General features: G+C 44.9%; 24 protein-coding genes. 5 read left to right on the top strand and 19 right to left on the bottom strand.

Annotated elements, in window-relative coordinates; all coding sequences use genetic code 11:
* Positions 1 to 152 precede the first annotated feature (152 nt).
* From K0I73_RS05175 to K0I73_RS05100, 16 genes are all read right to left on the bottom strand, one after another.
* Positions 153 to 560, bottom strand: coding sequence for a GFA family protein (locus tag K0I73_RS05175; RefSeq protein ID WP_220063445.1), 408 nt, complete (start codon positions 558 to 560; stop codon positions 153 to 155).
* Between the two features lie 653 nt (positions 561 to 1,213).
* The gene (gene dinB, locus K0I73_RS05170; RefSeq protein WP_220063444.1) at positions 1,214 to 2,293 is read right to left on the bottom strand and encodes a DNA polymerase IV; all 1,080 of its coding nucleotides are present in this window, start codon (positions 2,291 to 2,293) and stop codon (positions 1,214 to 1,216) included.
* 192 nt (positions 2,294 to 2,485) lie between these two features.
* Complete coding sequence (bfr, locus tag K0I73_RS05165) at positions 2,486 to 2,953, bottom strand: bacterioferritin (RefSeq protein WP_220063443.1); 468 nt, start codon at positions 2,951 to 2,953, stop codon at positions 2,486 to 2,488.
* Between the two features lie 10 nt (positions 2,954 to 2,963).
* Positions 2,964 to 3,437 (bottom strand): bacterioferritin, encoded by a 474-nt coding sequence (gene bfr, locus K0I73_RS05160; RefSeq protein WP_220063442.1) that lies wholly within the window; start codon positions 3,435 to 3,437, stop codon positions 2,964 to 2,966.
* Between the two features lie 304 nt (positions 3,438 to 3,741).
* Positions 3,742 to 3,966, bottom strand: coding sequence for a (Na+)-NQR maturation NqrM (nqrM, locus tag K0I73_RS05155; RefSeq protein WP_220063441.1), 225 nt, complete (start codon positions 3,964 to 3,966; stop codon positions 3,742 to 3,744).
* 118 nt (positions 3,967 to 4,084) lie between these two features.
* Complete coding sequence (locus K0I73_RS05150; RefSeq protein ID WP_220063440.1) at positions 4,085 to 5,107, bottom strand: FAD:protein FMN transferase; 1,023 nt, start codon at positions 5,105 to 5,107, stop codon at positions 4,085 to 4,087.
* A 121-nt stretch (positions 5,108 to 5,228) separates the two neighbouring features.
* Positions 5,229 to 6,476, bottom strand: coding sequence for an NADH:ubiquinone reductase (Na(+)-transporting) subunit F (gene nqrF / locus K0I73_RS05145; protein WP_220063439.1), 1,248 nt, complete (start codon positions 6,474 to 6,476; stop codon positions 5,229 to 5,231).
* 48 nt (positions 6,477 to 6,524) lie between these two features.
* Positions 6,525 to 7,133, bottom strand: a complete 609-nt coding sequence (nqrE, locus tag K0I73_RS05140) for an NADH:ubiquinone reductase (Na(+)-transporting) subunit E (protein WP_220063438.1) — start codon at positions 7,131 to 7,133, stop codon at positions 6,525 to 6,527.
* Between the two features lie 5 nt (positions 7,134 to 7,138).
* A complete protein-coding gene (locus K0I73_RS05135; RefSeq protein WP_220063437.1) occupies positions 7,139 to 7,771 on the bottom strand; it encodes an NADH:ubiquinone reductase (Na(+)-transporting) subunit D in 633 nt (210 codons plus the stop codon).
* Positions 7,771 to 8,565 (bottom strand): Na(+)-translocating NADH-quinone reductase subunit C, encoded by a 795-nt coding sequence (locus tag K0I73_RS05130; protein ID WP_220063436.1) that lies wholly within the window; start codon positions 8,563 to 8,565, stop codon positions 7,771 to 7,773. Before K0I73_RS05130 ends, K0I73_RS05135 begins: the two co-directional genes overlap by 1 nt.
* Entirely contained in the window at positions 8,558 to 9,757 is a 1,200-nt protein-coding gene (locus K0I73_RS05125; RefSeq protein WP_220063435.1) for an NADH:ubiquinone reductase (Na(+)-transporting) subunit B, read from the bottom strand. The genes K0I73_RS05130 and K0I73_RS05125 overlap by 8 nt, the downstream gene beginning before the upstream one ends.
* Positions 9,757 to 11,091: a Na(+)-translocating NADH-quinone reductase subunit A gene (locus K0I73_RS05120; RefSeq protein ID WP_220064269.1), complete on the bottom strand. Its 1,335-nt coding sequence runs from the start codon at positions 11,089 to 11,091 to the stop codon at positions 9,757 to 9,759. Before K0I73_RS05120 ends, K0I73_RS05125 begins: the two co-directional genes overlap by 1 nt.
* A gap of 472 nt (positions 11,092 to 11,563) precedes the next feature.
* Positions 11,564 to 12,073: an S-ribosylhomocysteine lyase gene (gene luxS, locus K0I73_RS05115; protein WP_220063434.1), complete on the bottom strand. Its 510-nt coding sequence runs from the start codon at positions 12,071 to 12,073 to the stop codon at positions 11,564 to 11,566.
* Positions 12,074 to 12,455: 382 nt separating this feature from the next.
* Positions 12,456 to 12,755: a BolA family protein gene (locus K0I73_RS05110; RefSeq protein WP_220063433.1), complete on the bottom strand. Its 300-nt coding sequence runs from the start codon at positions 12,753 to 12,755 to the stop codon at positions 12,456 to 12,458.
* Positions 12,756 to 12,825: 70 nt separating this feature from the next.
* Entirely contained in the window at positions 12,826 to 13,329 is a 504-nt protein-coding gene (locus K0I73_RS05105) for an ACT domain-containing protein (protein ID WP_220063432.1), read from the bottom strand.
* 101 nt (positions 13,330 to 13,430) lie between these two features.
* On the bottom strand, positions 13,431 to 14,057 hold the full coding sequence (locus K0I73_RS05100) for an alpha-ketoglutarate-dependent dioxygenase AlkB family protein (protein WP_258405297.1): 627 nt from the start codon (positions 14,055 to 14,057) through the stop codon (positions 13,431 to 13,433).
* 217 nt (positions 14,058 to 14,274) lie between these two features.
* On the opposite strand from K0I73_RS05100, the gene K0I73_RS05095 reads away from it, so the two are divergent.
* Positions 14,275 to 15,438, top strand: coding sequence for a methyltransferase (locus tag K0I73_RS05095; protein WP_220063431.1), 1,164 nt, complete (start codon positions 14,275 to 14,277; stop codon positions 15,436 to 15,438).
* A gap of 82 nt (positions 15,439 to 15,520) precedes the next feature.
* Here K0I73_RS05095 and K0I73_RS05090 read toward each other — a convergent pair whose 3' ends face one another.
* Both K0I73_RS05090 and K0I73_RS05085 read right to left on the bottom strand, forming a co-directional pair.
* A complete protein-coding gene (locus K0I73_RS05090; protein ID WP_220063430.1) occupies positions 15,521 to 16,441 on the bottom strand; it encodes a sterol desaturase family protein in 921 nt (306 codons plus the stop codon).
* 55 nt (positions 16,442 to 16,496) lie between these two features.
* A complete protein-coding gene (locus K0I73_RS05085; protein ID WP_434086713.1) occupies positions 16,497 to 17,531 on the bottom strand; it encodes a DUF2804 domain-containing protein in 1,035 nt (344 codons plus the stop codon).
* A gap of 293 nt (positions 17,532 to 17,824) precedes the next feature.
* On the opposite strand from K0I73_RS05085, the gene K0I73_RS05080 reads away from it, so the two are divergent.
* The 4 genes from K0I73_RS05080 (at position 17,825) to K0I73_RS05065 (ending at position 21,024) form a co-directional block, all read left to right on the top strand.
* Positions 17,825 to 18,394 carry a YajG family lipoprotein gene (locus tag K0I73_RS05080; RefSeq protein WP_220063429.1) on the top strand — a complete coding sequence of 190 codons (570 nt, stop codon included), beginning with the start codon at positions 17,825 to 17,827 and terminating at the stop codon, positions 18,392 to 18,394.
* 18 nt (positions 18,395 to 18,412) lie between these two features.
* Positions 18,413 to 18,997, top strand: coding sequence for a peptidylprolyl isomerase (locus K0I73_RS05075; RefSeq protein ID WP_220063428.1), 585 nt, complete (start codon positions 18,413 to 18,415; stop codon positions 18,995 to 18,997).
* A 145-nt stretch (positions 18,998 to 19,142) separates the two neighbouring features.
* On the top strand, positions 19,143 to 19,475 hold the full coding sequence (locus K0I73_RS05070; RefSeq protein ID WP_220063427.1) for a hypothetical protein: 333 nt from the start codon (positions 19,143 to 19,145) through the stop codon (positions 19,473 to 19,475).
* A gap of 115 nt (positions 19,476 to 19,590) precedes the next feature.
* The gene (locus tag K0I73_RS05065; RefSeq protein ID WP_220063426.1) at positions 19,591 to 21,024 is read left to right on the top strand and encodes an AmpG family muropeptide MFS transporter; all 1,434 of its coding nucleotides are present in this window, start codon (positions 19,591 to 19,593) and stop codon (positions 21,022 to 21,024) included.
* A gap of 103 nt (positions 21,025 to 21,127) precedes the next feature.
* Here K0I73_RS05065 and K0I73_RS05060 read toward each other — a convergent pair whose 3' ends face one another.
* Complete coding sequence (locus tag K0I73_RS05060; protein WP_220063425.1) at positions 21,128 to 21,613, bottom strand: YajQ family cyclic di-GMP-binding protein; 486 nt, start codon at positions 21,611 to 21,613, stop codon at positions 21,128 to 21,130.
* Positions 21,614 to 21,672 lie beyond the last annotated feature (59 nt).

Genomic DNA, 21,672 nt, shown 5'->3' with positions numbered 1-21,672 from the left:
TTGGCAAACAAATGTAGCGTCGGTGCCACATTCGACGGTAAAGTGCTTACCGTAACGAACGACAGCATTAACTCACATTGTTATGAATTGTCTACGGCAGGTGCAGTGCATGGGGGCAGCAAATGCTGAGAAATCCTATTGGTTATATTGGGTTAAGGCTGCTTATCGTAAACGGCGACGCCTTCGGGGATGGTAAACCAGCTTTGCTTCTCGCTGGCCCATACATGAACTGTGGGGACGATCAGGCTGGTGTCAGACAGATTCGACGGCTTGAGTTTAATCTTACTCGGGTCTTTAGGGTCGAAATGATAGATGCGGTTGCCGCAGGTGGGACAAAACTTAGCGCCATTGATGTTGCCGCTATCGGCCACACGGCTCCACTCGGCCATCTCTCCCTGAAACACTATGCTATCGCTATTCACCATCGCCGTGATGCTAAAGGCACTGGTTGAGAGCTTCTGACACTCCTTACAATGACATGCCACCACCATCAAAGGCGCCGAATGCAGCTCATAAGTCACACCGCCACACTGACACGCCCCTTTTACCGGATACTCCATTTCCATCTCCATTGGTTGTAAAACGCTAGCGGCATTCTACCCCTCAATGCCACATTTAAAAACAAGGAGCCGGCAGGTTATATTGACGAAACACCACAGTCACTTGTTATATTTATTTTAACGCTTCCATTCGTGCAAAAAGCTCATGAAAGAAGTCTTCAAATACGTTTAAGCAATGCTCTGAAAAGCCATTGAGGATTTCGATTTTGTTGTTTTTAAACTCAAGGTATTGAGATTGATTTATATATTTAATTAAATCACTATTTCCAGTTTTCACATGACCTGAACTGGCCCCAGAACCCTAGGCATTTGACAGCCTCATTTTGGGCAAAAATAACCCAGCCTTTAGGTTCGCTACTCGTACCGAAATACCGCTAAATCGAAGAGACGTTGGATATCCGGTGTAAACACGTTTTTGGCTCTCGGCGGCATGGACGCCGCCGTGAAGCGTATAGGGATATATTCAAACAACATCCCTGTTTAACAGCCAGTTCGGCATCCATGCAGATCTAAAGACGCGCAGCGTGTCACAGGCGTATCTGCACAGCCCCGCCGGGTAGGCGTTAGATTGCCATGAAGGGTAAAGCTTCAAAAATATAACTAGGCGCAATAACCATCCAAGCTACAAGCTAAAAAGGGTAATAGGGTTAACGCTAAAACCCGAGATCCATCTGCGCACCATACTCGGCCTCATCCAGCCCGGCATGAGCAAGCTCACTCTCGAGACCGACTGAGACACCCAGCAGGCGAATACCACGGCCGGCGCGGCGCTCCAGTGCCTGGCTGAGCAGGTCGTAAAACAGCTTCACCGATACCTCGTCGCTACGCTGCTCTATCGTGGTCTGTTTGAAATCATCAAACTTAAGCTTAACCACCTGCTTATGAATCCGTCGCGCCGAGGCGCTGCGGTTAATCCTGGCTGCTAGCTCGTGAATAAGTTGCGGCATTACCGACTCGCACTGCTCATAGGTATAAATATCTTGGGCCAGTGTGGTTTCCACCCCTACTGATTTACGCTCGCGATTCGGTGATATTCCCCGAGGATCGACTCCCTTAGCACGCTCAATCAACACAGCACCAAATTTACCAAATCTCTCTATTAATCTAGCCTCTGAGAACTGTTGCACGTCCAAACAGGTATGAAGCCCCATCTCTTCGAGCTTAGCCGCAGTGACTTTGCCTACTCCGGGGATCTTTATCAGGGGCAAGGTTTTTACAAATTCCGCTATCGCATCGGGGACTATTACATATTGGCCATTGGGCTTATTTAGATCTGAGGCGATTTTTGCCAAAAACTTAACCGGCGCAATCCCTGCCGAGGCGGTTAATCCAGTTAATTCATAGATCTCTTGCCGAATAGACTGAGCGATTAAGGTTGCAGAGCCATGATGGGCATCAGAGTCAGTGACATCTAGGTAGGCTTCATCCAGTGAGAGTGGCTCAATTAAATCGGTATAACGGGCAAATACGCTACGAATTTGCGCCGACACATCTTTATAAACATCCATACGTCCTGGTACTAAAATCAGCGTAGGGCACAGTTTTAATGCGTGAGCCGATGCCATTGCCGAACGCACCCCATACTCGCGAGCCTCATAGTTACAAGTGCTTATCACGCCGCGGCGATCGCTGCGCCCGCCTACCGCGATAGGCTTGCCCCTTAATTCAGGAAAATCTCGCATTTCGACGGCTGCATAGAAACAGTCCATATCCACATGGATAATCTTTTTCAACGGTGCTTACCTCCACCGCCAAGAATACTGTACATTTAAACAGTACACAAATATTTCCCCATTGATAACGCCTAACAAAGAGGGTCATGAGGCAAATTATCTCAGGACGGGACAGAAATGAATAAGCCACCCTGATGGGTGGCTTATGTGGCGTTCAAACTTTTTCAGTCCAGAAAGTCCAAATATAGATAATTACATCTTAGACTGGAGGTAGTTCTGTAGACCGACCTTATCGATAAGACCAAGTTGTTTCTCTAACCAATACATATGATCTGATTCTGTTTCCTCTAACAAGAGTTCCAATAACTCACGAGATGGAAAGTCTTTCTTCGTTTCACATAAGGCTATCGCTTTGCGCAGATTGTCTGCCACCTTATATTCATAATTAAGATCGTTTTGCAGCATTTCTTGCGGGGTCTTACCGATATTAAGCGCCTCACGGCTAGCGACGTCTGGCGTTCCCTCTAAAAAGAGGATCCGCTCAACCAACTTTTTCGCATGCTCTCGCTCATCGTCCGACTCATGGGAAATACGCTCATGTAATTCTGTTAGCCCCCAGTCGTCATACATGAGTCCATGCACAAAATATTGATCCATCGCCGATAGCTCACCGGTGAGTAGTTGATTTAGCGTATCGATCACCTCTTGATCACCTTTCATTCTAACCTCCCTAGTCAGACTCTATCTGCGCTTGTAAATAATTCTGGATGCCGGTCATTTTAATCAGATCTTGCTGCGCTTCTATCCAATCAAGATAGGCTTCTTCATCTTCGAGTAGATCTTCTAAAATTTCTCGGCTGACATAATCTTGCTCCGTCTCACAAAGGCTAATCACACTGCGTAATTCAACCAGTTGCTCTTCGAGCATACTCTTATCGCATTGCAGCATCTCTTGCGGGTTTTCGCCAATACGTAACTTTTCTAACTGCTGCAGATTAGGTAAACCTTCGAGGAACAGCACCCGCTCAATGAGCTTATCGGCATGCTTCATATCTTGAATCGACTTTTTGTAGCACTTCTCGTTGAGCTCTTCTAAGCCCCAATTTTTATACATACGTGCATGTAAGAAGTACTGATTAATCGCCGTCAATTCAAACGTCAAAATCTTATTGAGTTGCCGAATAACGTTCGGATGACCCTTCATTTGAGCTCCTTAGTAATATTGATCTAAATCAATATTCAAGCCTAGAGCAAAATTCAACCAAAAACAAATTAACATTTAGTTTCAAATATTTACCAAAGATAATCATTATTATTCTGATTCTTAGTTGCTATGGAGTACAGCAAGCTATTATGAGTGAATACAAGTAACTAGGAAGAGTAAAGAAGTGTTAAAAGTGACGCTATGCTAATTGCTGTTAGCGAACGGCGTTATGAATAATAAGGTTAAGGTTCAACAAAAAAGGCTCCTCATGGGAGCCTTTAGTCGTTTGAGCAAGCTTGAAATATCAGATAATACGATCTTTGTTGAGTTTTTCACGGCGAGCATCTTCTTCGGCCATTTTAGCCTTACGCTTGTCGCACGGATCGTCACAATCACAGGCTTTTTCAATCCCTAAGGAGCCTAAACCACCACAACTTCCAGCAACCGCTTTTTGCTTGACGAGATAGCCAATCGACATGAGTAAAAAAAACAGTAGTAATACCACAAAAGCCGCTATAAAAGTGCTCATCACTTACTCCACTGCGAGCAATGCACTGAACTCATCACTCGCTTAAAAATCAAATATGTTGCCTCACTTATTCGATGCGAGATTTACTATCGCACCGCCTAGTGGGCTAGATATTCTATCACAAACCAACAAAAGGCTTAAAGCTATCACTGTAATAGACCTTAAATCCTTCACCTTCTGCTTGCTTCTCAATTAACATTATCGCCAAGTTCTGCTCTTTCGCCAGTACCAAAGACGCTTCTGTGCCTAGCACCATCATGGCCGTTGCATAACCATCGGCAATCATACTTTGAGGATGCAGCACGGTAACAGACGCTAAACGGTGATCGACCGGATAGCCATTGCGAGGATCGATAATATGGGTAAATCGCTGACCATCTTCCTCGTAGTAGTTGCGATAGTCACCGGAAGTGGCCATTGCCATGTTACCGGGCTCTATCACTTGTTGAATTTGGCGTTCGTCGATATCGGGCTGCTCTATAGCGATGCGCCAAGGACTGTCATCGGCTTTAACTCCATAAAGGCTAACTTCGCCACCAATCTCGACCAAGTACCCCTTGGGCTGATACTTAGCTAATAGTGATCCAATTTTATCGACGCCAAACCCTTTAGCGATAGAGGATAAATCCACATAAAGATCCGGATTACTCTTACTCGCCTTAAGACCGTTAATCGTCAGATATTGAATGCCAGTCTTGGCTTTAGTCTGAGCGATCAACTCAGGGCTTGGCACCTTAACAGGCCGCTTATCGGGCCCAAACCCCCACAGATTAACCAGTGGACCTAAGGTGATATCTAATGCCCCATCGGTTTTTTGATAGAGATCGATTCCCGCTTGAATTACTTTTGCGGTATCGGGAGAGACTTCAATGGTCGATGCCAGCGTCATCTGATTAAACTGGGATAACTCTGAATTCTTTCGATAGGTCGACATCTGATCGTTGACTTTTTCAAGCGCCAAATCGATCTCTGCTTGTAATAGCTGTTCATTAGGCAACTGCTCTGTACCAACGAACTTAATATGGTATGTCGTCCCCATCGTCTGACCAGAGAAGGAGAGCATCTGTGCAGGTTGGCTGCAGGCTGAAACAAAAAAGGCTAGCCCCGCAAGGACTAACCCATTTACCAAGGTCTTAAACATATTGACCAAATTCCTTAATAATCGCTCAAATAAATTACAATTAAGCTCATCGAAACACCACTTTATATGGATTTCGATGAACTTAACTCATCTGAACAGATATTATCACAACAAGGTGTGATTAGCCGCCAAAGTCATCTAGTAGGATGTTTTCATCTTCAACACCTAGATCTTTAAGCATGCCGATAACTGCCGCGTTCATCATTGGAGGTCCACACATGTAGAACTCACAATCTTCTGGCGCTTCATGATCGCGCAGGTAGTTTTCATACAGTACGTTATGAATAAAACCTGTGTAACCATCCCAATTATCTTCTGGCTGAGGATCAGATAGGGCAACATGCCAAACGAAGTTATCGTTTTCAGCAGCTAGGCCATCGAAATCTTCAACATAGAACATTTCACGACTCGAACGAGCACCGTACCAGAAGCTCATCTTACGCTTAGACTTAAGACGCTTAAGCTGGTCGAAGATGTGCGAACGCATTGGCGCCATACCAGCACCACCACCGATGAATACCATCTCTGCGTCGGTATCTTTAGCGAAGAACTCACCAAATGGACCAGAAATAGTCACCTTATCACCCGCCTTTAGGCTCCAGATGTACGACGACATCTTACCGCAAGGCAAGCTAAGATTGCGTGGTGGTGGCGTTGCAATACGCACGTTCAACATGATGATACCTTCCTCTTCAGGATAGTTAGCCATCGAGTACGCACGAATTGTTTCTTCGTCAACTTTTGATTCTAGGTTAAAGAAGCCAAAGTGTTCCCAATCACCACGGTATTCTGCTGGTACGTCGAAATCAGCATACTTAACATGGTGCGCAGGCGCTTCAATCTGAATATAACCACCGGCACGGAATGGAACAGATTCGCCATCAGGAATTTGCAGCTTAAGCTCTTTAATGAAGGTTGCTTTATTATCGTTAGAGATAACTTCACAATCCCACTTCTTGATACCGAAGATCTCTTCTTCTAGTTCAATCTCCATATCGGTTTTCACGTTTACCTGACAAGATAAACGGCAGCCGTTACGAGCATCGCCCTTAGAGATATGATCAAGTTCTGTAGGCAGAATATCGCCGCCACCAGACTTCACGATCACTTTACACTGACCACAAGAGCCACCGCCACCACAAGCCGACGATACGAAGATACCGTTTTCAGCAAGCGCGCCAAGTAGTTTGCCACCAGCACCCGTCTTAATTGCTTTACCAGCATCATGGTTGATGCCGATAGTGATATCGCCACTTGGTACTAGCTTTGATTTGGCAAATAAAATAACCAAAACCAAAACCAATACAATGGCAGTAAACATACTCACACCGAGATAGACGTCGATTGGAGTAGATTCAATAATACCCATGAACTTATCCTTTAAGGTTCAAAATCTGAAGCCGTTAAGGTGTCTCTATTACAGAGACACACCAGAGAACGACATGAAACCTAACGCCATCAAACCCGCAGTAGCAAAGGTAATACCTAAACCACGTAGACCATCAGGGACATCAGCATATTTTAACTTCTCACGGATACCAGCTAACAAGACAATCGCCAATGCCCAACCGATACCAGAACCTATGCCAAACACCAAACTTTCAGCCAGGTTGTAGTCACGCTCAACCATGAAAGATACTGCGCCGAAAATCGCACAGTTTACGGTGATTAGAGGTAGGAAGATCCCTAACGCGTTATATAGCGGTGGGAAATACTTATCCAATGCCATCTCAAGGATCTGAACTAATGCCGCGATCACGCCGATAAAGGTGATGAACTTCAAGAAGCTCAGGTCAGCATCAGGAACACCAGCCCAAGCAAGTGCGCCTGGTGCTAATAAACCTTGATAGATAATTTGGTTAACGGGTACTGAAATCGCCAATACCACAATAACGGCAACACCTAAGCCCATGGCCGTGGTGACTTTCTTCGATACAGCCAAGAAAGTACACATACCAAGGAAGAAGGATAACGCCATGTTTTCAATGAAAACAGAACGAATTAATAGACTAATATAATGTTCCATTACGCTTACCCTTTTGCTTCTACTTGATCAGGCTTCATAGTACGGATAATCCAGATCAATGCAGCAATCAGGAAGAACGCACTTGGAGGCAGCAATAAAAGACCATTTGGCTGGTACCATCCACCGTCAGAAATCTTACTTAAGATCTCAACGCCAAATAATGAACCATTACCAAAGAGTTCACGAATGAAGCCCACAGACAATAGAATTGCACCGTAACCTAAACCGTTACCGATACCATCCATGAAACTCATCATTGGTGGTGTCTTCATCGCATAGGCTTCAGCACGGCCCATTACGATACAGTTGGTAATAATCAGACCAACGAATACCGATAACTGCTTAGCAACATCGTAAGCGTAAGCTTGCAGCACCTGGTCAACCACGATAACCAACGACGCGATAATCGTCATCTGTACGATAATACGTACACTACTTGGAATGTGGTTCCGGATCATTGAGATGAACAAGTTAGACAATGCCGTTACTGCAGTCAGCGCGATAGTCATAACCAAGGCAGTTTCCATCTTACTGGTCACAGCCAAGGCACTACACACACCCAAGATCTGCAATGCAATCGGGTTATTACTAACGATAGGTCCAGTCAGAACCTGTTTAAGTTCTTTAGCATCAGCCATTAGCTTAGCCCTCCGTTGCGCGCCTTCTCGATAAAGCGAGCATAACCTTCTTCACCTAACCAAAAATCAAGTGAATGCTGAACACCATTACTGGTTAGCGTTGCGCCAGATAGCGCATCTACACCATGCTCAGAGTTTGCGATAGCTGGGTTTTTAGTCACTTTAATCGCTAGGTTACCCTGCTCGTCATAAAGCTTCTTACCTTCCCACTTAGCAATCCACTGAGGATTTTGTACTTCGCCACCAAGACCAGGAGTCTCACCTGAACCGGTAAAGTCGTAATACACTAAGCTGCGTACAGTGTTAAGGTCAGCTTCTACCGCTAAGAAAGCGTACATGGTTGACCATAGACCGTAACCTTTAACTGGAATAATCACAGTTTGCAGTTTGCCTTGATCATCATGAACTAAGTACACAACACCTGTGTTAGCCACATTCTTAACCGATGCAATATCATGCTCTGGCTTGAATGAGGTCGCAGGGTTACGAGCCGCTTTTTCAGTATCAAAGGTGTTAGCATCGCCTTCAACCCAGTCGCCAGACTTAAGGTCTACCAGCTTAGCTTCAACATACTTGTTGTAAGTCTCAAGGATCTGGGCCTTTTCAACTTTACCTGACTTAGCATCAACTAGGCCGGCAGCTTCAAGAATATACTTTTGCTTATCAAGCAATTTGTTCTCTTGCTGAGTAGGCTTAAGTAATACTGCAGCGGTAGATACAAATACCGAACAGATAAAACATAATCCAACAACAACAAACAGCGTTCTACCGAACGAATCTTTATTACTAGCCACGAGCAATCCTCCGCTTGATATTTGCTTGAACCACAAAGTGGTCAAATAGCGGCGCAAATAGGTTGGCGAACAAGATAGCCAACATCATACCTTCTGGGAAAGCAGGGTTAATGACACGAATGAATACAGCCATTGCACCGATCAAAATACCGTAAGCCCACTTTGCTTTGTTGGTGAAAGACGCAGAAACTGGGTCAGTCGCCATAAACATCATACCGAAGGCAAATCCACCTAATACAAGGTGCCAATACCAAGGCATAGCAAACATTGGATTGGTGTCGCTGCCGATAGCATTAAGTAGCAATGACACGGCAATCATACCGGCCATAACACCACCGATAATGCGCCAAGAAGCGATACGGGTATAAACGATCACTGCACCACCAAGTAAGATGGCTAAAGTCGATACTTCACCCACAGAACCCGGAATGAAACCGAAGAAGGCATTCCACCAGTCTTGCGTCAATCCATACTCTAAAGAGCCTTGAGCCGCTTGACTCAGTGCGGTTGCACCTGAGTAGCCATCAGCGACAACCCAAGTGGTGTCGCCAGACATGTTCAGCGGATAAGCAAAGAATAGGAACGCACGACCAGCAAGCGCAGGGTTAAGGAAGTTACGGCCGGTACCACCGAATATTTCCTTCGCCACAACCACACCGAAGGTAATACCTAAGGCAACCATCCAAAGCGGGATTGTTGCTGGCAGGGTGAGCGCGAACAAAATTGAGGTCACGAAGAAACCTTCGTTAACTTCATGGCCGCGAACTGATGCAAATAGCACTTCCCAGAGACCACCGACGGCAAATGTCACCGCATAGATGGGTAAGAACCAACAAGCGCCATACCACATCAATGCAGCGACACCTGAATCTGCGGTTAGCTCAGTACCAAACAATCCGAACAACGCGACTTGCCAAGTATCAGGAGTGGCAAAGTCAGCCAGCAATGCAGCTTGAGCTTGTAAACCTACGTTATACATACCCATAAACATCGCAGGGAATGCACACGCCCAAACCGTAATCATCATACGTTTTAGGTCAAGGTTATCACGCACATGGGTACGCCCCTTGTTTACGTGGCCTGGCGTATAAAATACCGTATATGCGGCTTCGAAAAGCGCATAAAACTTCTCGTATTTACCGCCTTTTTCAAACTGCGGTTCAATACTTTTGAAAAACTGTTTCAAGCCCATTAGCCTTCCCTCACGATCGTATCTAAGCAGTCGCGTAGGTATGACGCATAGTCATACTTACCAGGACATACGAAAGTACATAGTGCCAAATCTTCTTCATCTAACTCTAATGCGCCTAATGTAACAGCACCGTCATTGTCACCTGACACTAAGTCACGCAATAACATAGTAGGAAGAATATCGAGAGGCATCACTCGCTCGTAGTTACCAATTGGCACCATTGCACGGTCAGAACCACCTGTGCTGGTCGTCATATTAAATAGACGTGATGGTGACAAATGGCCCAAGAAAGCACGAGTAATAGAGAATTTATCAGCGCCAGGCATTGCCCAACCGATAAAGTCTTGACTTCTGCCCTCTTCAAGCAATGACACTTGATAATGGAAACGACCTAAATAAGCATGTGCACCGACGGCGGTTTTACCGTTAAGGATAGAACCCGCAACAATACGCACGTCGCCTTCGCCAGCTTCACCAACCACAAGTTCGGTTGTAGATGCTCCTGCAAGGGTGCGAACAAGCCTAGGCTTAAGCGCTTTAGGGCCGGCAACAGCAACAACACGCTGAGTATTTAGCTCACCAGTGGTAAATAGTTGACCGATTGCGATCACATCTTGATAGCCAATATGCCAAACAGTACGTTTAGCAGATGCAGGCAAAACAAAATGGATATGAGTACCGACAAGACCCGCAGGATGCGGACCTGCAAACTCTTCAACCTGTGCATTAGCAGCTGGGATATCGGCACCAGGCGCTTTACACAGATACACTTTACCTTCGGTTAATCTTGCTAAGGCTTTTAGTCCATTAGCAAAATCATCCTTATGCTCGTTAATGATAACGGCAGGATCGGCGGCAAGAGGTTGGGTATCGATGGCGGTCACAAAAATACCAGCAGCGCTAGAGTCAACTGCTGGAGCTTTGCTGAAAGGACGCGTACGCAATGCTGTCCATAAACCTGATTCAATCAAGTTGTCACGAACAAGCTGCTGATCCAGAGTCTCTAAAGCCGATGCATCATATTTAGCAAAGGCAACACTGTCGTCCCCTTCCACTTCAATGACAACAGACTGAAGAACACGCTGAGCGCCCCGGTTAATTTCGGAAATTGTGCCACTGGCTAAAGCAGTATATTTAACGCCAGGATTCTTTTTGTCTTCAAAAATCACCTGACCTTTTTGCACTTTATCGCCCACTTTGATCTTCATTGTGGGACGTAAGCCAATATACTCTTCACCCAAAGTAGCTACATGTTTAATGGCTGGGCCATTATGGATAACTTGCTCTGGTCCACCTGTTATAGGTAGGTCCAATCCTTTCTTTATTGTAATCATATCCACAAGCACTACGTTATGAAGGAAAGATAATGCGTCGCGTTCCTGCTAAATGAGATAGATTTCAAACAGAAGCTATCGCATTGAGCTAGCGCAGATTTATTACAGAAATGCGATCGCAATCACGCTGGTCGGGCGCATTTTACCGTAAATATTTAGTTATCGCTATGAAAAATACGGGTGTTTTAAAAGGCTGCTTAGGTTTTTTGCGGTGAGGAGTAGATCACAGTTCTGAGGATTTTTATGATTTAGGTAAACCCAAATTAATTTAGCCCCCTGTCCTAGCAGGGTTATATCGATTTTATAAGTTCAAAATATATTTTTTCGAGGCTAAATTTAACCTTATATTAGCAATAACCGTTAGCGCAAAAAACAGACAAAAAACCCATTTGTTCGACTAAAGTTTAATCATCAATATCAGCTAATAGCGACAAAAAAAGCAGTCTAAACTGCTTTTTTGCCTAACAGACATTTAAAGTCCTTTTAAGATCTCGTCACTCAATTTCAAATCATCATTTTTATTCACATTAACGCCTGAAGCGATAATGTTCTTAGCAATATCTTTGGCTTGGTCAAGTGAGTGCATCTCATAAGTACCACATTGATATTCATTAAGCTCAGGGATCTCTGACTGCTGGTTAACTTTAAGAACATCTTCCATTGCCGCCAGCCAACTTTCGGCGACTAGTGACTCCGTTGGAGTACCGATGAGGCTCATGTAAAAACCGGTGCGGCATCCCATAGGAGAGATATCAATAATTTCTACGCTATCACTATTAAGGTGATCACGCATAAAACCAGCAAAAAGATGCTCTAGGGTATGAATACCACGCTCGCTCAAAATATCTTGATTGGGAACACAAAAGCGAAGATCAAACACGGTGATTTTGTCGCCGCTGGGCGTCGTCATGGTTTTTGCGACACGCACAGCAGGAGCATTCATGCGGGTATGGTCAACGGTGAAGCTATCAAGTAACGGCATTGCTCTATTCTCCCTGATTTGCGGCCACAATGAATATCAATCCACTAAGCGCCACAAGCTATAATCTGGTTAGATGACACGCTAAGAGGCGTCATTATCAAATGCCTAAATAAGCAGGCCTGCTTAATATGCGACAGTGCAGAACTTATGTAAAGTGCACTTAATGCCAACAGCACCGAGTAGCTAAGTGCAGCGAAGAACGATACAGGCGTCCAATACCATTGAGCCTAATACCAATCAACATAAGGCCAGCCCTTATTACGTTATTGGCATTTGCCATTTCTATAAGCTAAAAATTGACGTTATAGACAAAAGAAAAACAGGCAAAAAAAACCACAGATAGACTCTGTGGTTTAACAACTAATTGCGATCAGTAAATGGCTTAGCCGCGACACTTAGGTGAAGACGGAATATCAGCCTCTGCTTGCCACTCAGTTGGCGTAAATGTGTGCATAGAAAGCGCATGCATGCCATTAGCAAACTCGTCGGCTAAAAGCTCATTTATCATGCGGTGTCTACCGATCAAACGCTTACCATCGAACACCTCACTCGCTACCACAACCTTAAAATGGGTCTCTGAGTTGGGCGGCACATGGTGATTATCACTTTCATTTATCACTTCTAAATGGACGGGTGATAATTCCGCAGTTAGCTTTTCAATAATGATCTGTTCTACTGACATATACATTGTCTCTTTATGAGTACAAGAATGATGGCGGCAGATTACTGCGGTGACGCTAAAAGATCAACTATCACACCATGCTGACTCTCGCATCCTTTGACACACCTTCCAATAACTCAACCACACTCTCATTGCTGACCTCATCTGGCACGGCAATAGCAAGTTTGGATGAAAATACCGTTTGCCCTATGGTCGACACATGCATCCGATTGAACTCCATATGTTCAATCTCTAAGTTTAAGTTTGACAGTAGATCGACAATCTCACGGGTGAGGCCTGGACGATCTGAGCAATCCACATTCAGCTGCATAGTACGAGTATGCTCGTTGTACACTTCACCTTTAGCACCATAACTAAATTGCAGCGTAGGGAACTGAACTGCAAACTGTTGCTTTAACGATTCGACACTTTCATCTTCGATGGCGACTTTCATCATTGCGGCAAAAAGGTTATCGATTTTGATCACTTTACTCGTCAACCATTCTCCGCCAGCTTCGCGAGTCAAATTAGCCAAGGCTTTAATGACTCCAGGGGTAACGCTTCCCACCACTGTCGTAATGAACATCTTTTTCATATATGACTCCTTAGATGATGATCCCAAACTTATTTGAGCATAAATCATTCGTTTCCCTGAGAGTGAGAGCTAGATAGCAAAAGCTATCGCCCAAGATCCAATTAAACTTGGTGAAATCTGGGAATTAGCTCCCTATAGGTATAGTTTAGTCGACTTTGGCTAACGCCCATTCGTTTTGGCACGCAATGCTCCCAGTCATCCTGCATAGGCCAATGCATGATCAGTAAGTCACCACTGTTTAACACGAGTTCTATTTTCTCTTTAGTCTGCTTATGGCGGATATGAAACGCTCGGCTTGCGCCAAGGGTTACCGAGGCTATGTCTGACTTGGGGGTAATTTCTGCCTCATCATCACTGTGCCAGCCCATCGATTGCTGACCATTTAGATAGCAATTAACCAATACACCATTACTATTAAGCCCCCAATCTCTCGCCAATTTATCTCGTAATCGCATGGCATACTTAGGCCAAGGTAGCGCTTGAATAAACAAACCAGAATAGAGATAGTCACAACCTTCATCGCCAAACCATACTTGGCTTCGTGGGATCATATGGGATTTGCCGTAGACCTTAATCCTTGGTCTGGAAAATGGATAGCTTGCCGATTCAGCAACTAATGCCTGCTGTTGAGGCAAGCTCAAATACCCTTCGACTAAGGTAAACGGCGCGGCGGTTGATTGCTGCGTATCCCATTTTTGCTCATCAAAATCTAAACTAGGTTGGCGCACTCTATTTCCCCATAAACGATAATCACTAGGGCCTATTTAACACTCACTCTGCTAAATGCAATTTACACTCGCTCAGCTTAACAGCAACCCTAGCTAATAATAGCCATATTGGATACATCAAGCTAAAGTCAGCGAGGAATAGGCTCAATGCTGTTGCTATACCTAATGGGCTAAATCTGCGATAATCGCGCCCCAAATTCAAAGTAGCAGTGCAGTTATGACAACTCAATTCTCCGTCGCCGATATCGAACTTGAACTTTATCGTTATCCCGCTAAGCAGGAATCTAACCTGCAGGCTTGGGATGCTGCCGACGAACACTTGATAAAACATATACAGGAAAGCCAGCAGCATCCCGTCAGCACTGCCATTATTAACGACAGCTTTGGCGCGTTAAGCACCGCGCTCACCAAGCACAATCCTGATTGGCCACTGATCATTGAAACCGATGCCAAAACCAGTCAACTCGGTATCAAGCAAAATCTGCAACACAATCAGCTTAGCAGCGACAATATCCAGTGGTGCAATAGCCGAGACCTACTACCAGTATCGATTGAGCTGGTGTTAATGAAGCTGCCCAAAAACCTTAATTATCTGGCGCATCAACTGGACAGGCTTTCTCAAATATTGCCCAAAGGCACCACTATCTATATTGGCGCAAAAGCAAAATCGATTAATAAGTCGCTGCTTGAATTACTGGCTAAACATTTAGGCACGGCGACCGCTAGTCTCACATGGAAGAAGACCCGTGTGATCACCTGCATCAGCGACGGCATTGTCCGTGCGCTCCCAGCCGAAACTCGCTGGTCTGTTCCTGAGTATCAACTGACCATCAGTAATTTAAGTAATGTTTTTGCCGCCAATAAGCTCGATATTGGCGCGAGGATCATGCTAGAGAATATGCCTAAAGGCGAGTTCAACTCAATTGTCGATCTGGGCTGTGGCAATGGCATCCTAGGTTTAAGAGCCAAGCAGCTTTACCCTACTGCAACGATTCACTTTGTCGATGACTCTGAAATGGCCATCGCTTCAGCGCGGAAAAATTGGCAGTTTAATCACCTCGATAATTCAAGCCTTGAAGGCGAACAAGCCTCATTTCATTGGGATGACTGCTTAACTCACTTAGACGAGAATGTTTGCCCGGATCTGGTGCTGTGTAACCCCCCATTTCATCAAGGCGAAGCCATCACTGATCATATCGCATGGCAGATGTTTTTAGATGCATTCAGAAAGCTCAAAGAGGGCGGGATTTTACATGTGGTAGGCAACAGACACCTTGCCTACCATGTCAAATTGAAACGGATTTTTAAAAACTGCACCACGGTGGCATCAAACGGAAAATTCGTTATTCTGCAAGCGCAAAAAATGCCTAAAAGCAGTTGATACTATTGCTCAACCTCAGTTAACCAGATTGAAATAGCCGCCAGCGAACTCCAGCCCAGAGGCATAAATAACTCACCACCAATCATACTCTTTTGCTGGTGTTTGCTGAGTGCAGGACTTCACTATGCTGGTTTGCAACCACAGGTTTGGCATCATTAGCGCTTGGCGGTGCAAACAGCAGCTGCCATCGCTGTTTTAAACTCAGCCCTTTCGCAAAAGCTTCGCTAAACATATCTCGCCACTCACTAAAAGTGACCACCAGAGGATTAAAGCTGTTCACAGGTTTAGTGATCCCATAAACTACCGTTTCTTCCTCATCGGCATAGGTGCCAAACAGGCGGTCCCAAATGATCAGCACACCTGCATAATTCTTATCAATATATTGCCGATTGCGACCATGATGCACCCTGTGATGTGAAGGCGTATTAAAGATCCACTCTAACGGTCCTAAACGGTCGACAGCTTGGGTATGGACAAAGAACTGTAATCCTAAGTTAAGCAGCACCGAAAACACCACCCAATTGGGATCGAAACCAATAATGACTAAGGGCAACCAAAACAGCCACATACCTGCGAGCGGATACATTAAGCTTTGACGAAAAGCCGTACTGAAATTCATGTTTTCAGAACTATGGTGTGCCACATGAGCAGCCCACATCCAGCGGATTCGGTGGCTGGCACGATGAAACCAGTAATAGCAAAAATCTTGAGCGATCAGCAGCATGATAAAACTAAGCGCGCCCATTTGGATCTCAAACAAACGCCAGCCAAACACCATCAAATAGATATTGGCCACCAGCAAGCCCGCAACAATATCAGCGACTTGATGCATGCCCGCTAGGGTAAAATTACACAACACCTCAGGCAGATGATAGCGCGCCGTTTTGGGTAATTTCCCACCTCTATCACCGATATACCATTCAAGTAAAATGCAGATAAAGAAAATTGGTGCTAACACTAAGAGTAAAATCTCTGGGTGCGAAATGAGTGAATTAAAATCCATCTTTTATTCCTGTCTTATTCCTTTGAATATGCTCACCTATGAGGACCATAACACGCTACCAGCGAGCAAAGTGATCTTCAGTCAAACCTAAAGCTTGCTTGAGCTGATGTTTAACACCATCACTATCGATAATAAAGCCATCGAAGTAACCTATGAACTGCCTGAAATTGCTCTTAATTAACCAAAGGTTGAGTTTTTCTTGACGGCAATTTCTAGGGTGGAAATTGAGTTCGACGCGTCCATTGTCTGAATAGATGCGCCAAATCGAGTTGTTGATCATGTGTGTATGACGAGAAAACTCGAAATGCACAGGTCCTAACAGATGCCGAGCCCCATCGACCCAAAACACATTTTCATTACAACCAGTTTCGTTGACACCTGCTGCGAGATTTAATCCAATCACCTTATTGTTCACATTGGCATTAATACTGGCCCAACGCCAACTGGTTTCACGGCGCATATATCCTGCCGAATAGTCATACCCTGCCAACGCATGATTAAGTGGCTGAGGCTCAGCATTAACCACTAAACTGCCCTTAAGCTTTAGGCCATTATGTTTTTGAGTATAAGTCCAGCCGCTATACCCGGTCGGGTTACACATCGCCATCGGTAGACTTAGCGCATGAGGATGTAGCTCAAGCTCGGCATCTATCTGCGGCGTATTCAGTACAAGCTGCCATAGCCCATCGACTAAATTAAAGGCAATTGAGCCTTTTCTATTGCTTATCTTAGCCTTTCCAGAACTTGGTGACGGCGACATCTGATATCCCATCCCTAAAGGTTTTAGCCAAGAGGTCTCGACTAAGCTATTGGCTTTTATATCATAGAGATAACAAAATGCGCTGCCCACATAGCGAATATCGGCAATTGCGACGCCAATGACAAATCTTGGGGTGACTATCGATACAAATTGAAATTGCTTAAAATGAAAATGGTTAGCCATTGCACTAGCGGGCTTATCCATTACATTTACATAGTTAAAGTTCTCCAACCCCAATGATTTTACAGGCCCATCAAAGTGACCGAATAACACTTTACCTGACGGTAAGATAAGACTCTCTGGTGCCAGATTAATATCTAGCTGAGTTATTTGATTTGGAGTCATCATAGCTTCTAATACAGCCTCGATAATATTCAGAAATAGAGATGGCTAAGGCCAGTGTTAAAGCAACCAAGGCCCAGTCAAGACACCTTTTTATTTTGAATTTTTACTCTAACGCTTTATCAAACAAGTTTAAAGCACAGCTTGCAACAATCGATTAACAGGCCCCTAAGCTCACGATGTCGAGCAATACAGGCGCAGTAAACTCAATATGAACTGGGCTGGAAACCTCATCAACTTCTGGTATGCTGATGCCACCTTTTGACCGCATATAAGATCTCATGAAACGTTTTATTCCACTTGTTGTTAGTGCAGTTGCTCTCATTGGTTGCGCCAGCCATACCCCTACTCATATGGCACTCAACCCTCAACTACCATCGATAACCACTCAAGGCGCGCCTTCGACGCCGATCGCTATCGAAATGCTAGATACCCGTTCGGCAAATTTTGTGGCCAGATTTAATCAAGACGGTGATGCAGCAAGATTAATCAGTCCTTCCGAAGCGCCTCGCCAACAGTTGGAACAAGTGTTTAGACAGGGATTGACTAAAGCGGGATACACGATAGACCCAAGTTCTGCCCATCATCTGCAATTTCAACTAGAGAAACTGCTTACCGACGTCAATGAAACCACCTTAGGCTATGAAGCGAACAACGATATCATTATCAATGTGATTGCCAGTAATACGGCAAAAACCTTTACCAAGCGATATACAGGTCGTAACGTGGTGTCGGGCCCATTTAGTGCCGATTTTGCCACATTAGAGTTAGCGATGAATAATCTACTCGACGATCTCACCGGGAAAATCATTAACGATCCCGAGCTCAACCAGTTCATACAACAAAAATAAATCCAGTAAGGAGACCCGATGAAACATTGGATATGCTCTATCATCATGCTATCGATAAGCACCTTGGCCCATGCTATCGATATCCAAAGTGATACTATTTACCCCAAGGTCAAACTAGAAACCACCATGGGCAACATCGTAGTTGAACTCGATCGAAAAAGAGCGCCTATCACTGTTGATAATTTCCTGACCTATGTGGTGAAAGGTCATTACGACAACACCCTATTTCATCGGGTTATCCCTGAATTTGTGGTTCAAGGCGGTGGGCTTAATCCTAAATTGGAAGAAAAACCAACAGACAAACCTATCATCAACGAATCGGGTAATGGCCTCAGTAATGGCTTGGGCACGATTGCAATGGCCCGCGAAGACGATCCTCACTCGGCAACCGCGCAATTTTATTTTAATGTCGGCGATAATACCCGCTTAGATCCTTCGAAACGACGCTGGGGATATGCTGTTTTTGGTGAAGTCGTCGAAGGCATGGAAGTATTAGAAGCGATGTCGATGGTTGAAACTCAGATCAACACTAAACTTGGCTGGGCTGATTTTCCAGTAAAAGAGATCATCTTAACCAAGGCCACCTTGCTTCCGCGGCAATAAAGGTTAGGAACGTCACAAAATAACCCAAAGTTCATGGCGCTTTCATCAAAGTGCCACAACACTAGAAATGTAAATTCTGGTTTTTAGACAGTAGTCAAAAATATCGCCGACTATACTTGTCTGGTAGTTAGCAAGGAGGCGAACGATGACCCCAAATGAGTTCATCGATAATAAGGCGCCCCAACTGGGTCAATACGGGAAAGCGTTTTTGAATAATCAACTCGATTTCAACGAGATCCAGCTTTACTTATGGGACACCCTAGAAGAGTGGCAACAGTTCAATCATCAGGGTGATGCGCAAAGTGATATAGAAAGAGTCTTTTGGCATCTAATCCACGCCTTCGACAAGTGGCCTGATTGGACAATACGCGGCAATCAATTTTTGCGAAAACAGATAAACGATTGTTGCGATTTCCTGACTTATCAAGGCCCCTGCCCGACAGGCTGTATTGGCCAAAGACCCATCTCTATTTACTAATGCAATAAAAGCCAAGCTCGGTCACTCACGACCGAGCTTTTTTATGACTCAGATTTTCTCTTTTTATTTGCGTCCTTAGCGTTTAAGCTAACTCTATCTTTCTTAATACTGTTGTATGTCTGTGACCCATCTGTCTCGTCTAAAAGATGCACTTTCTATCTACTGCCATAAACGGGTGTTAGTGCTATTACTGCTTGGTTTTTCTGCTGGTCTCCCCTTAATGTTGGTTTTCTCAACTCTCTCCTTTTGGCTAAGAGAAGCGGGAATTGATAGAACGGCGATTGGCTACTTTAGCTGGATCGCACTTGCCTATGGGGTTAAGTGGGCATGGTCCCCCTTAGTCGATCGCTTGTCATTACCACTGTTTACGCGATTTTTAGGCCGGCGACGAGGCTGGATGCTATTTGCTCAGCTGATTTTAGTGGTCGCTATTTTCGGTATGAGTCAGAGCGATCCAGTTAAAGATCTCGAGCGTCTTGCCCTATTTGCATTAATGGTTGCCTTTGCCTCTGCAACACAAGATATTGTTATCGATGCCTTTCGCATCGATTCAGCCCCTGAAAAGATGCAGGCGGCATTGGCCGCGGCCTATCAGGTGGGCTATCGCAGCGCGATGATTATTGCTACCGCAGGCGCATTAACCATTGCCGCTTGGGTCGACCCCAATAGCGAGGTCTATGATCTTGCTTCTTGGCAAACCGCCTATCTAGCCATGGCAGGCCTAATGTCGGTGGGGATTATCACCACCCTAATGAGCAAAGAGCCCATTGTAGAGAGCAGAGAGGCCGACGCAAAAGAAGCTCAGCTCAAACTCGCACTATCGAAAAAGTACCCAAAGTTTGTCGCAGCAGGGATCTCTTGGCTTTATACCGCCAGCATTTTGCCCTTTATCGACTTTTTCAAACGCTATGGTCGCAGTGCAATTTTAATCTTGCTACTTATCTCCTGCTACCGGATTTCCGACATCGTGATGGGAATTATGGCTAATGTTTTTTATGTCGATATGGGATTCGCCAAATCTGAAATTGCCGCCATTAGTAAAGTCTATGGGCTGATCATGACCTTAGTTGGGGCTGGCGCGGGGGGCGTATTACTCGCTCGCTATGGCACCATGAAAATCCTCTTCCTGGGCGCCTTTATGGTGGCGGTCACTAACTTATTGTTTGCTTATCAGGCCATGGTTGGCTACAACGTCCCCCTATTAACCATGGTGATCTCTATCGATAATTTCAGCGCAGGGGTCGCCACGGCGGCCTTTATCGCTTATCTATCTAGCCTCACCAGCAGTGGCTACAGCGCGACACAGTATGCGTTGTTATCATCGATCATGTTGCTGTTCCCAAAATTCGTCGCCGGATTCTCGGGCGCTTATATCGATGCTTTTGGCTATATCAATTTCTTTGTCGGTGCCAGTGTCATTGGTTTCCCGGTGCTAGGCTTGATTGTGCTAGTCCAAAAATATGCCCCGCACCCTAGCCATGATATCCGCAATGACAAGTTGACACCCAATGCCAACCTTGAAGACGAAGAACAGGCTCGTAAGGTTTAATTCCTATCCGCACAACGATTAGCACCACAAAGACCAAAAGCCCCGTTTTATTGCAATAAAACGGGGCTTTACAATTCTAACCTGAACTTGGTTTAGGTTCAGCCTAATCTCGAAAATTATTAAACTGAAATGGCTGACCTAAATCAGATTCGCGAGCTATCGCCATTACAGCTTGTAAGTCATCACGCTTCTTACCGGTAACACGTACAGAATCACCTTGAATAGCCGCCTGAACCTTGAGCTTGCTGTCTTTAATCAGTTTTACTAGCTTTTTGGCTACAAGGCTTTCTATGCCCTCTTTAAAGGTCACTTTTAGCGAGAAGGTTTTTCCACTGTGAATCGCTTTATCGGCCACATCCATTGAAGCGGGGTCAACGTTACGCTTACTGAGTTGATTACGCAGCATGTCCACCAGCTGCTGACACTGGAAATCAGACTCTGAGGCCAAAGTGACTTGGTGATCTTTATAGGTTATCTCACATACGACCCCCCTAAAATCAAAACGACCATCTAACTCTCTGCGGGTATTATCAACGGCATTACGCAGCTCAACTTCATTTACTTCCGACACTATATCCATAGAAGGCATAGGTACCATCCTCTTGTTACGCTTAATCTATGGCCGCTAGTTTACCTGCTTGCACTAAC

Source organism: Shewanella mesophila (assembly GCF_019457515.1).
Lineage (GTDB): Bacteria > Pseudomonadota > Gammaproteobacteria > Enterobacterales > Shewanellaceae > Shewanella > Shewanella mesophila.
This window is presented reverse-complemented; position numbering and strand designations above follow the sequence as displayed.

Excerpts from the sequence above, each read along its gene's own strand:
- K0I73_RS05175 (WP_220063445.1), bottom strand. The coding sequence starts at position 560 with ATGGAGTATCCGGTAAAAGGGGCGTGTCAGTGTGGCGGTGTGACTTAT.
- bfr (WP_220063443.1), bottom strand. The coding sequence starts at position 2,953 with ATGAAAGGTGATCAAGAGGTGATCGATACGCTAAATCAACTACTCACC.
- bfr (WP_220063442.1), bottom strand. The coding sequence starts at position 3,437 with ATGAAGGGTCATCCGAACGTTATTCGGCAACTCAATAAGATTTTGACG.
- nqrM (WP_220063441.1), bottom strand. The coding sequence starts at position 3,966 with ATGAGCACTTTTATAGCGGCTTTTGTGGTATTACTACTGTTTTTTTTA.
- K0I73_RS05150 (WP_220063440.1), bottom strand. The coding sequence starts at position 5,107 with ATGTTTAAGACCTTGGTAAATGGGTTAGTCCTTGCGGGGCTAGCCTTT.
- nqrF (WP_220063439.1), bottom strand. The coding sequence starts at position 6,476 with ATGGGTATTATTGAATCTACTCCAATCGACGTCTATCTCGGTGTGAGT.
- nqrE (WP_220063438.1), bottom strand. The coding sequence starts at position 7,133 with ATGGAACATTATATTAGTCTATTAATTCGTTCTGTTTTCATTGAAAAC.
- K0I73_RS05135 (WP_220063437.1), bottom strand. The coding sequence starts at position 7,771 with ATGGCTGATGCTAAAGAACTTAAACAGGTTCTGACTGGACCTATCGTT.
- K0I73_RS05125 (WP_220063435.1), bottom strand. The coding sequence starts at position 9,757 with ATGGGCTTGAAACAGTTTTTCAAAAGTATTGAACCGCAGTTTGAAAAA.
- K0I73_RS05120 (WP_220064269.1), bottom strand. The coding sequence starts at position 11,091 with ATGATTACAATAAAGAAAGGATTGGACCTACCTATAACAGGTGGACCA.
- luxS (WP_220063434.1), bottom strand. The coding sequence starts at position 12,073 with ATGCCGTTACTTGATAGCTTCACCGTTGACCATACCCGCATGAATGCT.
- K0I73_RS05110 (WP_220063433.1), bottom strand. The coding sequence starts at position 12,755 with ATGTCAGTAGAACAGATCATTATTGAAAAGCTAACTGCGGAATTATCA.
- K0I73_RS05105 (WP_220063432.1), bottom strand. The coding sequence starts at position 13,329 with ATGAAAAAGATGTTCATTACGACAGTGGTGGGAAGCGTTACCCCTGGA.
- K0I73_RS05095 (WP_220063431.1), top strand. The coding sequence starts at position 14,275 with ATGACAACTCAATTCTCCGTCGCCGATATCGAACTTGAACTTTATCGT.
- K0I73_RS05090 (WP_220063430.1), bottom strand. The coding sequence starts at position 16,441 with ATGGATTTTAATTCACTCATTTCGCACCCAGAGATTTTACTCTTAGTG.
- K0I73_RS05080 (WP_220063429.1), top strand. The coding sequence starts at position 17,825 with ATGAAACGTTTTATTCCACTTGTTGTTAGTGCAGTTGCTCTCATTGGT.
- K0I73_RS05075 (WP_220063428.1), top strand. The coding sequence starts at position 18,413 with ATGAAACATTGGATATGCTCTATCATCATGCTATCGATAAGCACCTTG.
- K0I73_RS05070 (WP_220063427.1), top strand. The coding sequence starts at position 19,143 with ATGACCCCAAATGAGTTCATCGATAATAAGGCGCCCCAACTGGGTCAA.
- K0I73_RS05065 (WP_220063426.1), top strand. The coding sequence starts at position 19,591 with ATGTCTGTGACCCATCTGTCTCGTCTAAAAGATGCACTTTCTATCTAC.
- K0I73_RS05060 (WP_220063425.1), bottom strand. The coding sequence starts at position 21,613 with ATGCCTTCTATGGATATAGTGTCGGAAGTAAATGAAGTTGAGCTGCGT.